Here is a 12130-nt window from a genome sequence, read left to right as displayed (position 1 = left end):
TTAGCCACCGCCTAGCGTTGTTTTCTTTGTAGCACTATCAGATAGACCGCCAAGCACTGAGCCAGTAGGACGGCGCATAGCTTTTTTGGTATTAGCTTCTGCCGTTGCCTTTTCTGCAGCTTTACGTGCATCACCTTCGGGGTCTTGTTGGACTACTTTTGGTTTACCTCCCATTAGTATTCCTCCGTTGTCCAGCCGTTGGGACCAACAACTTGACGAGTACGTTTGATGATTGGAGTAGTAGCATTTGAAGTAGCTTCATGCGGTGCTACTGGTTCAGTTTTATTTTGTCGCCATGCTAGAAATTCTTCGTATTCCTTTTTAGCTCCATCTTCTTCAACTGGTTCACTAGGTGAACTAGTCTCATTAGTAGACTGCTCATCCTTTGGTAATCCCAAGATTGCATCTAAAGCATCATCGGCTTGTTGGTCTGTAGTTTGTACTTCTTCAACTGGTGCAGTCTTTACACCAGGTGTTTGAGTTTTACGTGGAGCTGTAGCCATAAAAAAAGCCCTATTCGAGATTGAATAAGGCTAGTGTGTAGGATGTTGTATGGCGATTTGTTGGGTATAATTCATCAGCTATTAGGGAAAGTTAAATAAATGAAATATAGTGGTACATCACAAATCTATCGTAATTCAGAGAAGTATAGAGATTTAATTAAAGATAATAATTTCTATTATTTATATAAACACGTTTCTTTAGATTCCTCACTTAGCACATTAGGAATTTTTAACAACCACGAACTAAGATATAACTATCCTATTGCATTTAATGACCCATACGATTGTCATTTCAATCTTACTCTAGACTATTCAAATATCTCCCGAGAGGACGTAAGCTCATTATTTGATATTGATATACCTCCTTCTGATTGGATTTATGTTAAACAATATTTTTTACATAAGATGGGTCTTATGCCTCAATTCATTAATAACTCATTTAAGCATTTGAGAGAAGAAACGTTAATCACTTGTTTTAATTCAAATCCTTTAAGCATTTTAATGTGGTCTCACTATGCTAATCAACATACTGGCTTTATGATTGAGTTCAAAATTCCTTTAAATGAATCTATTTTTTTACCATTACCTATTAGATATACAAATGAATATCCAGATATAAAATTATCATTTAGTGAGTTTCAAGATATACTTCATAATAGTGAAGAAAATAAAGATTTAATTTATAAAACAGCTACAAGTATTTTTTTTCAAAAATCAAAAGAATGGGCTTATGAAAAAGAATTTAGACTAATTGGAAATCCAAACTGGAAGTCTAAAGAGCAAATAGATCCCCGTTTATTAAAGTTTGACCCAAAATTTATTTCATCTATCACACTTGGGTTGAATTTTAATAAAGACTATTTAGTTCACATACAATCTGCGGTTAGCGATTTTAATGAAAGAAACAACACTACAGTGGAGATCTTTAATACAAGCCTCGTAAAAGGAATGTATAAACTGGAGGTTTCAAACCATCCGCGATTAGATAAAAGTAAGCCATAATTGTAAGCCCTTGGAGTAAGGGCTTTTTTATCTTCTCAGTTAACATCACGTTTAGGTTAGTATTTATGATTGCATATCATGATTTTTTGAAGCTAAATTCCATTAAATATAATATTATAAAATCTAATTTATTAATTAATAATGAAATTATATTTTAACTGAAATATAATACGGATTTTATATTATGCAAATTAAATATTATTTACCAAAATTTCATCAGATGTTTACTGAAATTTTTGAAAAAGACTCTTATTTGATGTCATTTATCAACAATAATAAAACGTCCCAAAAATGGATTATTTACAGTGATTACTGTTTCCAACCGAATAATAATAAGCATCATATAGCTATTGCTTTTACAATTTTCCCACATCAAGATTCATTTTGGATTAGATCTTTCAATAATCTGATTCATAACACTCACCGTCAAGATATAAAGAAATCGTATTTAGGTGATAATTTTTATAATTTTTTAAAATGTATTAACCAACTTCCAATATTTACATTTGCCTTAATTATGGATAAAAACTTTAACGCCTATAAAATTAAGGGTGTAAGTTCAAAAGAGTATTTTCTTAAAAGATATGATAGTTTAAATAGATATTATAAAAATCAACTATTTGTTAATTTTAAAGATTCTCGAATAAGATCAAGTATAAGTACTTCTCAAGAATTTATTTACATGCTAAAAAATAAACCAAATGTAAAGCTTAATACTTTGGGGCAAATAGATTTATGCACTACAATAGTATCAACGATATTTAAGTTAATTGCAGATAATACCAACCATAAAAATATTATGCTCTGGTGTTCTGATAGAGATGAAATTTTAACGTATATGTCAAAAAAAGATAAATCGCCAGTTGCATTTGATATGATATTTCATGATTTTCAATTGTCTGCTAAAAATAAAAATCAACTATTATCTTTCTTTTCCAATCAAAATACAGATTATGATAATTTGATTAGAATTCCTGACTTTATTGCAGGTGCGCTTTCAGATATGAGCTATACAAAAGTTAGTAATAAAAAATTTATACCAATTCTTCACGAATGCATTAGCAATCAAAAGAAAATTAGTGTGTATAAGTTAATAAGAAACGAAGGTTTTTATAAATTAAATAAAGTGTTATTCGACCCTATCCAGAAAGATATTGTTTGGAATTCGATTGATTGGGATAAGCTTAAAGATTAATTAATCATTATCTTTTAATAAATATTATATTTAAAAAACCAGAGATTAACACTGGTTTTCACCTACCAAGAACTTTTTGAATTACTCTCCTCACCTATCTATCTCCTCACCCAACTGGTCTATAACGCCGTCTATTTCACTCCAATCATCAAACATATCTAACTGACCTATTTTGTAGTTGTACGTCCCCCATTCACCTTCCAGTGGCTCACGATCTATACCAGTCTCCATTTTCCAAAGCATAATTAAGGCTGCACCGTTGTCGTAATTAGGTACGCCACCTCTCGCCCATTCGCTCACTGTAGAAGCTCCCTTGACTGGTAGAACGTCTGCGATCTTTTCATGTGTCCAAGCCAAGCGACCTAAATCTAAGATCATACGATTGAAGTCTGGACGCTTATAACCACGCTGTTTTAATAGAAATTCTTTGACCTTCCTTTTGCTCCGCTGATTAATAAAACGCGCGCGTGCGCGAGGACAGTCCGAAGATGCTATAAAATCAACAGTTCCATACCGTCCAACTGAACCCGACCCACCAGATTGACTAGAAACAAGTTCAGCAGAAACATACTGACCAAATTTAAAAGCATGACTCATAACAACCCCTTATAAATTTTTAAAAATTCTCAAAATCCCAATTATTGTTTTTGCTATTCCAGTACACGGCGATAAATGGAATTGGATGCATTGAAGCTGCTACTTTGATTTTTACCCTGGCATCGTCCTCCCAATGTCCCTTAACTTCATGTGCTTCAAGCTCACCGTTTGCTTTCATCACAATAAAATCAGGTGAATAAAACGTCTTATCGGCTAAACGAAACTTGATTGAATCGAATGCGTAATATGATATTTCTCCTCTAATTTTTTGGCTTTCTAAGTACCCTGCATAATTTCGCTCTGTTTTGTTCATTTCGCCTCGTTTAAGTCGTCCTAGTGCCCTAGCATCATTTTTAGTTTTATCGGGCTGTTTACCCTCATTTTTTCGCATTTGGTGCTTATTTAGGTGTGCTTCTAGTTGATCTTCACTCATTCTCATCATTTAATCCTCATAATTTTCTTAATTTGTCCAAAAGTCTGTAATTCACTAGTCCGATGAATGGACACCAACCCCAATGTCCATTCCACCAAAACCATATGCCCTTTTCATTTTTCCAGTACGTGCCATCGTTTTCGATATACTCTGCATCTTTGGGTTTTTCATTTGTCATGAGCATTCTCCAATTGACCTTTGAACCCCACATCATGCAGATATGAAGCCCATTTTTTGATGTATTCAGGTGACTTTAAATTTCTAAGCACTCGTGATTCGAAAGACTGCTGTGTTTCACCTGTTTCAGCGTGTTTTGAAGCGAATGCATGATCTTTAGCGAGTTTTGATGCGAAGTACTCAATCTGAGAATTTGAAAGCTCTGTGCTTTTTGGTTTTGCCGTTGTTGGCTTTGGTGATTTAAGTTTTTGAATGCGGTAGATCCAATAGTTCATCCAGCCTTGTGCAGTTGTTTTTTCTCTCATTTTTGACCACTGAGCAAAGTTTCTCAGCTCGGATAAAATGAAATCATCGGCAAAGTTTGGATTTTGTTTTTTAGCTTGCTCGGTAAAATCATTTTGAACCGAGTAGACATTCGCTAATTCTCTCAGGGTGTAAATTTTTTGATCTTCACGGTGATATTCAATCGAATCTAAAAAAATGTTTGAATCTGAGTTATCCGCAAGGGAAGTTCTTTTTTTAATATCTAATAAATTCTTATTATCTATTGTGTCTTTCCTTAGTAAAGTGGTTTCGCTTTCCTTAGTAAAGTGGTTTGATTCACTTAGTAAAGTACTTTCCTTAACTACTTTCCCTAGTAAAGTGCTTTCCTTAGTAAAGTGGTTTACTAGAGATATTTCATTTATTCGATACTTTTTAATACCCTGTTTCCCAATTGCTATAATAGAAATAACTCCAAGCTCTAAAAGTTCTTTAATGCCGACATCTACCGTTTTAGAACTAAGTTTTTTTGATCCTGGTAATTCTCCTCCTTGTAATTGTGAGTGACTGACAAAATCAGACTCTTTTAAATGTCCGTTGATACGATCTTCTAGTTCTGCATAGACGTTCCGAGCCGCGTTACTTAAAAAGGGTCGCACTTCCTTTCTATACAATCGGCTAGACATAACATGACCGTTTGTAAACTTATCGCTATACATGTTTTTTCCAGCCTCTTGCTTTGGCTGTGAAGTCTTTTTAAATGGAATTACTTGAGCAATACTCATAACTTCACAACCTCCATAAATCGTGTTAAATTCGGCATTGGTTAATTACCTTGTTTATATTTCGGTATGAACGGCAGGAAAGCTCAACTGGTCGCACAGTTGGGCTTTTTTTATGCCTGTGTGTTTTGGTGTGACATCAATAATTTTTGGAGGTGGTATTAGTTCAAATGTATCTCTTGTATCTGTGGTAATACTTACGAATGAACTGAGAGAATTTAAATATTCACGAACATCTGAGATTTTCTCTTTCATGCAAACACGACTTAATTTAGAAATATCTGTTTTTTCAGCTCTAGCAATAGCTTCAAATTCACGCTTCTCTTCATACGTGCATTTAAATGTAATGCTCTCGGTAAGTTTTTCTGACATAAGCAAACTTCAAACCTCAATCAATTCAAGCCAAATATCAGACCAATCATCTGGTCTTAAGTCTTTTCTCGTTATCTCTCCAGATGAAAAGACTTCAATCGCTGTACAAATAGATGGTCTAAATAGACTCTTGTCTTTCCCTGTATTTATTAGGGTTGCCTGCTTCGTTAGATATCTCACAGATGTTTTACACTTTTCGGCTAAAGCAGCTTTTTGATCAAAATCTAGACTGCGAAAGTAAGTCACGAATTTGTTACTCATTTGAAACCCCACTACATCAATCACTCAATATTACATTTTTGTATTTTTATTATCAACATTAAATACATTTTTGTGTTTATACATTTTTGTAATGCACTGGTAGAATCGAAAACATGACTAAAGATATCGACCCAAATAAAGCATCTTCAGATGCTCGCGCTGATCGACTGAATTCTTGGGTGACTATTCACTACAGGAACCAACAGGAATTTATTGAAAAATTTGGATTAAATCAGGGCGAGATATCTAACATCATCAAGAAAAAAAGAGTTATAGGTGAAAGAAAAGCAAGAAAACTGGAATCACAAACAGATATTCCAAAAATGTATTTAGATGGCATTGATTCAACAGTCAAACAACAGAGTGAAGCTCCTGTTGATTCACAAGCTATTACATGTTCCAAATATGACAAACTTATACAAATCTGCAAGACAATAGATACTTTAGAAAATGATAAAAAGCTTTCTAGTCAAGACCTTCAAATGATTAGCTTTGTTATTAATCATGCAGAAACTGCTTTAGATGATTTATTGGAAAAATATCTGAGACCCTCCACCAAGAAGAGTGCATCTTAGAATTTTAGATTAATAAAATATTATAATTTTTTACTTATTTATTTAAGAATTGGGGTGACTATGAATAAAGGGATTCTAGCATTTTGGATTTGGCAATTAGGTTCTATTCCTACGCTTATCTACTTGATGTTTTTTAATACTAATTACAACTGGTGGAATTGGATTATTTTAATCCCATGTAATTTATTTTTAGCTGAGATATGGCCTATATATTGGTTTTTTAAGTGGGTAGGGTTTGCATCATGAAAAATTTAATTTATCTATTAATAATTTCTTTCCTATTAACCTCTTGCTCTAGAACTTCTAAAATCGAAAGCGATCATGACAACCATGATAAAACTATGACGTACAAGTTAGACGGCTGGAGTTCACAAAAAACCCCTACAGGTGTTGGATTGAGTTGTACTGCTTGTGAGAATCAAGTAATGATTTCTATTGATATTGTCCCTATAGATAAAAATAATCAATATACAAAATCTAATACGGATTTTATTAATTATCTAATGTTAAACAAAGATGATTTTGCAAAAAAAATGGCTTCTGATGCAGCTGTAGGCGGAAAAATAAAACTCATTAAAGCAGATAAAGCAAAAATAAATAATAAAGAAGTTTTTAGGTATATGTTTACATCTGATGATGATTTGAATAATTCATTTGATAATACATCTTTATTTTTGCATAACGATAAACTTATTAAAATTACATTAAATTATTACGATGGTTACTTTTCTGAAAAGGATCGAAATGCTGTTGATCATTTCTATAATTCTATAAAATTCAATCCCTAAATTACTTAAAATCATTTAACAGCCCACTTTTGTGGGCTTTCTCTTACTCATGAAAAATACATAATTGTATTTTATTTTAAAAATATTACATTTATGTATTGAATAAAAAATACATTATTGTAATAATAATTCCCATAGACAACAAAAAAGCACACCTGACCGCGAAACCAAATGTGCTTTTCCAAACTACGGGGTAATTATGAAACAGAATCGTTCTAAGAGTCAATCTCAAACATCTTCAATATTATTTCAACAACCAACAGCTAAAGAAATGCGCCCTTCTCGCCGTGCAAAAATTATTGCCGATCTTAAAGATATTGTCCTTTTTGCAATTCTTGCTTGGTTTTTCTGGCTTGTTATCAACTTTTTCAAGATAGCTATCTTTGGAGTGTAGGTCATGAATGCATTTGTTAAACCAAATAAAGTAATTCCTATACGTGCTTCCTCTTTAGGTGATTTATTTGACTGTCCTGCACGCTGGGAAGCTAAAAATATTTTGAAGAAAAATAATCCAGCTGGGGCACGTACTCGACTCGGAACAGCTATTCATGAAGCAGTAACTCAATGGGATCATTTAAGCCTTATAGATGAAGATGTATCTGTTGAAGAGTGTGAAGAAATTTTGCATCAGCAAATTTGGCAACCTAATGAAGATGTTGACTGGACAGACCTAGACCAAAATAGTGCTGAAAATATTGGGCAATCACTAGTTCACAAATACATTACACATATTGCTCCTACTCAAAAATACATCGGAGTTGAGGTTCGTTGCGAATCATTAATTCTTGCTGATTTAGGAATTGAGCTAACAGGAACAATTGATCGCATTTATGAAAATGAAAATAACGATCTAGGTATTGGCGACATTAAGACTGGAAAAAATTCAGTAGGAAATGACGGAATTGTAAAAACTACAGGGCATTCACCGCAAATGGGAATTTATACCATTTTGGCATCCCATGCTTTACAAGAACCAGTTGTAGCACCTGCCCGAATTTATGGTCTGACAACAGCCAAAACTGACAAAGGGCAACATATTGGAATCGGTGAAATTCAATCACCTGCAGAAGTATTGCTAGGCACAGAAGAAGAGCCAGGACTACTTCATTATGCAGCCAATATTTTAAAACATGGTGTTTTCTTTGGTAATTCAAAATCAATGCTTTGCAATGAAAAATACTGCCCTGCTTTCTCTACATGCAAATTTCGTAAGTAACTAACTTTTAGATATTAAATATAAGGAAAAATTCCATGACTTCACAAGTAATGACTACTGAACAACTACGCACTCAACGTAAACCAGAAAATATTGAAGCAAACTTTAATACTTATCGTGGTTTCCAAGCAATGCACCATATGGCTGAAAGCTTAGCAAACAGTACAATCATTCCCGAAGCTTTTAGAAATACAATTCAGGTCAAAGATGGTTATGACCCAAAGGCAAAAAAATGGAACTATCGCAATGAACCAAACCCAAATGGCGTATCCAACTGCATTATTGCCTTGAATATGGCACAACGTTTAGGTGCAGATCCAATGATGATTATGCAAAACCTTTATCTAGTTGATGGACGTCCAAGTTGGTCAAGTCAATTTATCATTGCTGCTATTAATAGTAGTGGTCGTTATAGTCCTTTACGCTTTGATATTACTGGTGGTGAGGAAGAAATTGAAATCCCTTATGCCACTACTGAATGGGTCTACAGCAAAGCAACCAATAAAAAAGAGCCAGTTGAATCAAACCTTGTTGCACGTGTAAAAAATTATAAATGTGTCGCTTGGGTGATTGAAAAAGCTACAGGTGAACGCCTTGAGTCAACACCAATCACTATGGAAATGGCAGTTAAGGAAGGTTGGTATCAAAAAAATGGTAGTAAATGGCAATCAATGCCTGAACAAATGCTTCGTTATCGTGCTGCTTCTTTCTTTGGACGTATATACGCACCTGATCTTCTTATGGGACTTCGTACTCAAGAAGAAGAAATCGAAGCTATCATTGATGTGACACCCGAACCTGAACCACAAGATATCCCGACTACACTAAATAGTATTAAGAAACAGGTTGTTAAAGTGGAATCTTCTGCAGAAGAATTAGAGCCACAACATGAAGAAGTACCACCAGTAGAAGCGGAAGAAAAAGTTCAAAAAACTAAAACTAGTGCAACTTCTCTTAACATCCGTAAAGATTATCTAGTGAAGATGAATCAGGCTGAATCTAATGCCGAATTAAACGAACTTCGTGAGCAATTTATTATTGATGATCGTCTGACCGAAGCACACTTAGCTTATCTAAAAGATGCTTATGCTCAACACAAAGAAAGAATTAATCCAGTTCAAAGCGTCAATCAGATCAAAAGCAACAACTTAAAAAATGGCTTTAAAACAATGATTGTTGATGCAAATACAGTTGCGGACTTAGAAAAGCTTGGCACTCAAATTCGAGATAGCAAACCTCAATTAAGCACGGATGATATGGCTGAAATTCTTAAAGACTACGCAGCACGTAAAAAGTTCTTAGAAGATCAGCAAGACATGTTTGCCGATGTAAATGAGTCTGTTAGCTATGTTGATGCTGTTATAGCACGAATCCAATCTGCAGAATCTCAAGACGATATTAATGCTGAATATGCCGACCCTGCTATTGATGAATTATCAGACAAAGATAAACAGCGTATCGATTTAGCAGCTCAAAAACGTGAAGAAGAATTACAACGCTAGTAAGTATGGCCACATTTATAAGGTGTGGCCTATCAAAGATTTAAGATAGGTGATGTGATGGAAATTCAAGAAAATATTATCGAAGAAATTCAAACTGACAAGCAAGAAAACTCAATTGACCAATTCATTGCTGACGGCGGTTTTGATCAAGCTTTTAATGAAGTGTTTGGGTTACCTGAATGTGTTGTAGAAAGTTTGGGAGAAGTGTCGTGAATGCAGTTAAAATCATTACCATGACTGAAATAGAACTAGAAACTCTCTTAGATCGTGTTTGTCGTAATGCAATTATGGATGCATTCGCACAAAAGGATGATGAACTTTTAAACATCGGACAATTGTGCGAACGCATACCAGGTCTTACTCGCCACATATTTAAAAATTTAGTTGCTAAAGCTAAATTAAAAAGCGTACAGGGTAAATATTCTTTCAAAGAAGTTAAAGCCGCGATGCAATCTCACTAGCTGTGGGATTGTAGTACACCATTGCTCTTTTCGGATTTGACCAACCAAACATTTTACATAAATCTAATAAAGGGATTTTTAAAGCAATTCGAGTTGCCGCTGTATGTCTTGCATCATGGAAGGTAAAGCCACTTAATCCCGATGCAATTCTAGCATCCATGAAGGCGGTACTCGCATCTTGCGATTTAATATTAAAAACAGACCCTATTTCTTTAATACCAATTTTTTTTAAAATATCTAAAGCCTTTTTACTTAATGGTACTTCTCTTGGTCTACCATTTTTAGTTGAAACTAACTGTAGGTAACTTTTAGAGATAAAAACACGATCCCATGTTAAGCCTGTGATTTCACTTTGACGCATTCCTGTTTCAAGTGCAAATAAAAATAAATACACCATTTCAGGTTTTAAATTAGCGCACATGATTTCAATTTCATCATCTGAAATAATTCGCTCCCTATGATCAGAGTCTTTAGGTAACTTAACTCCACTCATAGGACTTTTAGTAAGCCATGTTTTAACATCAATGCACCAGGTAAAGAAAGCTGATAAAACAATCATTTCTCGCCTAACAGTAGCACTTTTGACTTTTTGTAATCGAAGCTCACGCCAATTAATTAAATATTCTTTATCTACTTTTCGCAAAGATAAATCACAGTTCATGTTTTTTAATATAAAATTAATTTTATCGGTTTCTTGTATCACTCCTTTCTTTTTTACTGTAACCTCATCCCTGTACTGCTCTAATGCTTTACGAAAAATAATATGATCGAAAACTTGTTCTTTTTCATTTCGTAAGATTACTTCTAACTCTTGCGCCCATGCTTTTGCATCACGTAAAGTATTGAAAGTTTTGCTTTTGGGTGGACTTGGCTTGATGCGAACTGTAGCAGTAACCCTACCATTACGCTTTTGAAATGTAGCCATATACTCAAACCAATCTAGTTGCACTTTTGTTGCACTCTATTTTAAAAACCTTTAGCAAACAATTGCAATTGATTTTAAAAATACGTCTAAGTAACTGTATTTTAAAAGATATGAGTATATGGATTTAATACATAGTTAAATTTAAAGCCCATTACAGGCTTTTTAATACGTAATATTATAATTCTTTAATTGTTCCCATCACATGTGGCTTTTGATTTTTGCTATTACGAATAAGAATATCCGTTATTCCTTTTTCCTGAGCAGTCAAAAAATCAACTGTTGATGGTAAATAAATAGGCAGTTTAAATACAATATCTGCTTGATACTTTTCTGGTAAGTTTAAACTTGATAAAACTTTTGCATTACTCCACATACCGTGCGCTATGGCTTGTTTAAAACCAAATGTTTTCGCAGTCAATGCATGAAGATGTATTAAATTAAAATCACCTGAAACAAGTGCATAACTACGGCCTAAGTTTTCAGATATCTTCCACTCTTCTACTAATGTGAATACTGGTTGACGCTCATCATTTAAATTCTTTTCACTTTTTTCAGTCGTTTTTTGACGAGATAAATATGTTGTTAAACCTTCCATAACAACATCTTTACCTACACGTGCAGTGGTTATAAAATCAAATTGTAAGCCCTTATCATGCGGTCTTAAATCACCAAATTTGCATGATAAAGTTAATGTTTCATTGGCACCAATTTTTCTCAACTGCGTAACTTGATTTTGAAGGTGAACTAAACCCAAAATTGCAAAAGGAAATGCTTCTTTAGTCATCATATGCATTTGTAAGCTTTGTGATAAAACAGCCAAATAAATTGCTGGAATATAGCCATTATTTTTAAAACCACAAATGTTGTTATAAGCTTTCAAATGTTTCAAATCAACTCGAAGTGCATCAACAATATATTCAACTTCTGGTAATTTCTTTTCAATAAATTTTTTTTTAAAAATTAATCCTTTTACAATATCGGGATAAGCCAAATATGGCTTAGGAAGTTGAGCAAAATGGCGAATATTCATACTAAAACCTATGTATTTTAAAATATAAGGATAGACGATGTCAGTTTACC

At 33.7% G+C, this 12130-nt stretch carries 18 protein-coding genes; 9 read left to right on the top strand and 9 right to left on the bottom strand.

The window, feature by feature from the left end; genetic code table 11:
* Positions 1-174: a hypothetical protein gene (locus tag B9T31_RS17860; protein ID WP_171264784.1), complete on the bottom strand. Its 174-nt coding sequence runs from the start codon at positions 172-174 to the stop codon at positions 1-3.
* On the bottom strand, positions 174-503 hold the full coding sequence (locus B9T31_RS16005) for a hypothetical protein (protein WP_086182931.1): 330 nt from the start codon (positions 501-503) through the stop codon (positions 174-176). The genes B9T31_RS17860 and B9T31_RS16005 overlap by 1 nt, the downstream gene beginning before the upstream one ends.
* A gap of 99 nt (positions 504-602) precedes the next feature.
* Between B9T31_RS16005 and B9T31_RS16000 the strand changes: the two genes are divergently transcribed.
* On the top strand, positions 603-1505 hold the full coding sequence (locus B9T31_RS16000; RefSeq protein WP_086182930.1) for a DUF2971 domain-containing protein: 903 nt from the start codon (positions 603-605) through the stop codon (positions 1503-1505).
* Between the two features lie 184 nt (positions 1506-1689).
* Positions 1690-2700: a hypothetical protein gene (locus tag B9T31_RS15995; protein ID WP_086182929.1), complete on the top strand. Its 1011-nt coding sequence runs from the start codon at positions 1690-1692 to the stop codon at positions 2698-2700.
* 90 nt (positions 2701-2790) lie between these two features.
* On the opposite strand, the gene B9T31_RS15990 is transcribed toward B9T31_RS15995, so the two are convergent.
* From B9T31_RS15990 to B9T31_RS15970, 5 genes are all read right to left on the bottom strand, one after another.
* Positions 2791-3297: a hypothetical protein gene (locus B9T31_RS15990; RefSeq protein ID WP_322853504.1), complete on the bottom strand. Its 507-nt coding sequence runs from the start codon at positions 3295-3297 to the stop codon at positions 2791-2793.
* A 19-nt stretch (positions 3298-3316) separates the two neighbouring features.
* On the bottom strand, positions 3317-3730 hold the full coding sequence (locus tag B9T31_RS15985) for a hypothetical protein (RefSeq protein WP_416202547.1): 414 nt from the start codon (positions 3728-3730) through the stop codon (positions 3317-3319).
* Between the two features lie 167 nt (positions 3731-3897).
* Entirely contained in the window at positions 3898-4953 is a 1056-nt protein-coding gene (locus B9T31_RS15980; protein ID WP_086182928.1) for a hypothetical protein, read from the bottom strand.
* A gap of 54 nt (positions 4954-5007) precedes the next feature.
* Positions 5008-5322 carry a hypothetical protein gene (locus tag B9T31_RS15975; RefSeq protein WP_086182927.1) on the bottom strand — a complete coding sequence of 105 codons (315 nt, stop codon included), beginning with the start codon at positions 5320-5322 and terminating at the stop codon, positions 5008-5010.
* A 9-nt stretch (positions 5323-5331) separates the two neighbouring features.
* Entirely contained in the window at positions 5332-5583 is a 252-nt protein-coding gene (locus B9T31_RS15970) for a YdaS family helix-turn-helix protein (RefSeq protein WP_086182926.1), read from the bottom strand.
* Between the two features lie 113 nt (positions 5584-5696).
* Here B9T31_RS15970 and B9T31_RS15965 point away from each other — a divergent pair, with 113 nt between their 5' ends.
* The 7 genes from B9T31_RS15965 to B9T31_RS15935 all read left to right on the top strand — a co-directional run bounded on the left by B9T31_RS15965 (position 5697) and on the right by B9T31_RS15935 (position 10125).
* A complete protein-coding gene (locus B9T31_RS15965; protein ID WP_086182925.1) occupies positions 5697-6158 on the top strand; it encodes a hypothetical protein in 462 nt (153 codons plus the stop codon).
* Between the two features lie 242 nt (positions 6159-6400).
* Positions 6401-6946, top strand: a complete 546-nt coding sequence (locus tag B9T31_RS15955; RefSeq protein WP_086182923.1) for a hypothetical protein — start codon at positions 6401-6403, stop codon at positions 6944-6946.
* 199 nt (positions 6947-7145) lie between these two features.
* A complete protein-coding gene (locus B9T31_RS15950) occupies positions 7146-7340 on the top strand; it encodes a hypothetical protein (RefSeq protein ID WP_086182922.1) in 195 nt (64 codons plus the stop codon).
* A 3-nt stretch (positions 7341-7343) separates the two neighbouring features.
* Positions 7344-8162, top strand: a complete 819-nt coding sequence (locus B9T31_RS15945) for a PD-(D/E)XK nuclease family protein (protein WP_086182921.1) — start codon at positions 7344-7346, stop codon at positions 8160-8162.
* 35 nt (positions 8163-8197) lie between these two features.
* Positions 8198-9664, top strand: coding sequence for a recombinase RecT (locus tag B9T31_RS15940; protein ID WP_086182920.1), 1467 nt, complete (start codon positions 8198-8200; stop codon positions 9662-9664).
* A 57-nt stretch (positions 9665-9721) separates the two neighbouring features.
* Complete coding sequence (locus tag B9T31_RS17720) at positions 9722-9877, top strand: hypothetical protein (protein ID WP_171264783.1); 156 nt, start codon at positions 9722-9724, stop codon at positions 9875-9877.
* The gene (locus B9T31_RS15935) at positions 9874-10125 is read left to right on the top strand and encodes a hypothetical protein (RefSeq protein ID WP_228146070.1); all 252 of its coding nucleotides are present in this window, start codon (positions 9874-9876) and stop codon (positions 10123-10125) included. The genes B9T31_RS17720 and B9T31_RS15935 overlap by 4 nt, the downstream gene beginning before the upstream one ends.
* On the opposite strand, the gene B9T31_RS15930 is transcribed toward B9T31_RS15935, so the two are convergent.
* Both B9T31_RS15930 and B9T31_RS15925 read right to left on the bottom strand, forming a co-directional pair.
* Entirely contained in the window at positions 10100-11050 is a 951-nt protein-coding gene (locus B9T31_RS15930; RefSeq protein ID WP_086182919.1) for a tyrosine-type recombinase/integrase, read from the bottom strand. The two genes, B9T31_RS15935 and B9T31_RS15930, sit on opposite strands and share 26 nt — an antisense overlap.
* A 175-nt stretch (positions 11051-11225) precedes the next feature.
* A complete protein-coding gene (locus B9T31_RS15925; protein WP_086182918.1) occupies positions 11226-12080 on the bottom strand; it encodes a MaoC/PaaZ C-terminal domain-containing protein in 855 nt (284 codons plus the stop codon).
* Positions 12081-12130 lie beyond the last annotated feature (50 nt).

The organism is Acinetobacter sp. ANC 4558, assembly GCF_002135375.1.
GTDB lineage: Bacteria > Pseudomonadota > Gammaproteobacteria > Pseudomonadales > Moraxellaceae > Acinetobacter.
Note: the sequence above shows the minus strand (reverse complement) of the source record. Positions and strands in the feature narration are given on the sequence as shown.

Excerpts from the sequence above, each read along its gene's own strand:
- B9T31_RS17860 (WP_171264784.1), bottom strand. The coding sequence starts at position 174 with ATGGGAGGTAAACCAAAAGTAGTCCAACAAGACCCCGAAGGTGATGCA.
- B9T31_RS16005 (WP_086182931.1), bottom strand. The coding sequence starts at position 503 with ATGGCTACAGCTCCACGTAAAACTCAAACACCTGGTGTAAAGACTGCA.
- B9T31_RS16000 (WP_086182930.1), top strand. The coding sequence starts at position 603 with ATGAAATATAGTGGTACATCACAAATCTATCGTAATTCAGAGAAGTAT.
- B9T31_RS15995 (WP_086182929.1), top strand. The coding sequence starts at position 1,690 with ATGCAAATTAAATATTATTTACCAAAATTTCATCAGATGTTTACTGAA.
- B9T31_RS15990 (WP_322853504.1), bottom strand. The coding sequence starts at position 3,297 with ATGAGTCATGCTTTTAAATTTGGTCAGTATGTTTCTGCTGAACTTGTT.
- B9T31_RS15985 (WP_416202547.1), bottom strand. The coding sequence starts at position 3,730 with ATGAGTGAAGATCAACTAGAAGCACACCTAAATAAGCACCAAATGCGA.
- B9T31_RS15980 (WP_086182928.1), bottom strand. The coding sequence starts at position 4,953 with ATGAGTATTGCTCAAGTAATTCCATTTAAAAAGACTTCACAGCCAAAG.
- B9T31_RS15975 (WP_086182927.1), bottom strand. The coding sequence starts at position 5,322 with ATGTCAGAAAAACTTACCGAGAGCATTACATTTAAATGCACGTATGAA.
- B9T31_RS15970 (WP_086182926.1), bottom strand. The coding sequence starts at position 5,583 with ATGAGTAACAAATTCGTGACTTACTTTCGCAGTCTAGATTTTGATCAA.
- B9T31_RS15965 (WP_086182925.1), top strand. The coding sequence starts at position 5,697 with ATGACTAAAGATATCGACCCAAATAAAGCATCTTCAGATGCTCGCGCT.
- B9T31_RS15955 (WP_086182923.1), top strand. The coding sequence starts at position 6,401 with ATGAAAAATTTAATTTATCTATTAATAATTTCTTTCCTATTAACCTCT.
- B9T31_RS15950 (WP_086182922.1), top strand. The coding sequence starts at position 7,146 with ATGAAACAGAATCGTTCTAAGAGTCAATCTCAAACATCTTCAATATTA.
- B9T31_RS15945 (WP_086182921.1), top strand. The coding sequence starts at position 7,344 with ATGAATGCATTTGTTAAACCAAATAAAGTAATTCCTATACGTGCTTCC.
- B9T31_RS15940 (WP_086182920.1), top strand. The coding sequence starts at position 8,198 with ATGACTTCACAAGTAATGACTACTGAACAACTACGCACTCAACGTAAA.
- B9T31_RS17720 (WP_171264783.1), top strand. The coding sequence starts at position 9,722 with ATGGAAATTCAAGAAAATATTATCGAAGAAATTCAAACTGACAAGCAA.
- B9T31_RS15930 (WP_086182919.1), bottom strand. The coding sequence starts at position 11,050 with ATGGCTACATTTCAAAAGCGTAATGGTAGGGTTACTGCTACAGTTCGC.
- B9T31_RS15925 (WP_086182918.1), bottom strand. The coding sequence starts at position 12,080 with ATGAATATTCGCCATTTTGCTCAACTTCCTAAGCCATATTTGGCTTAT.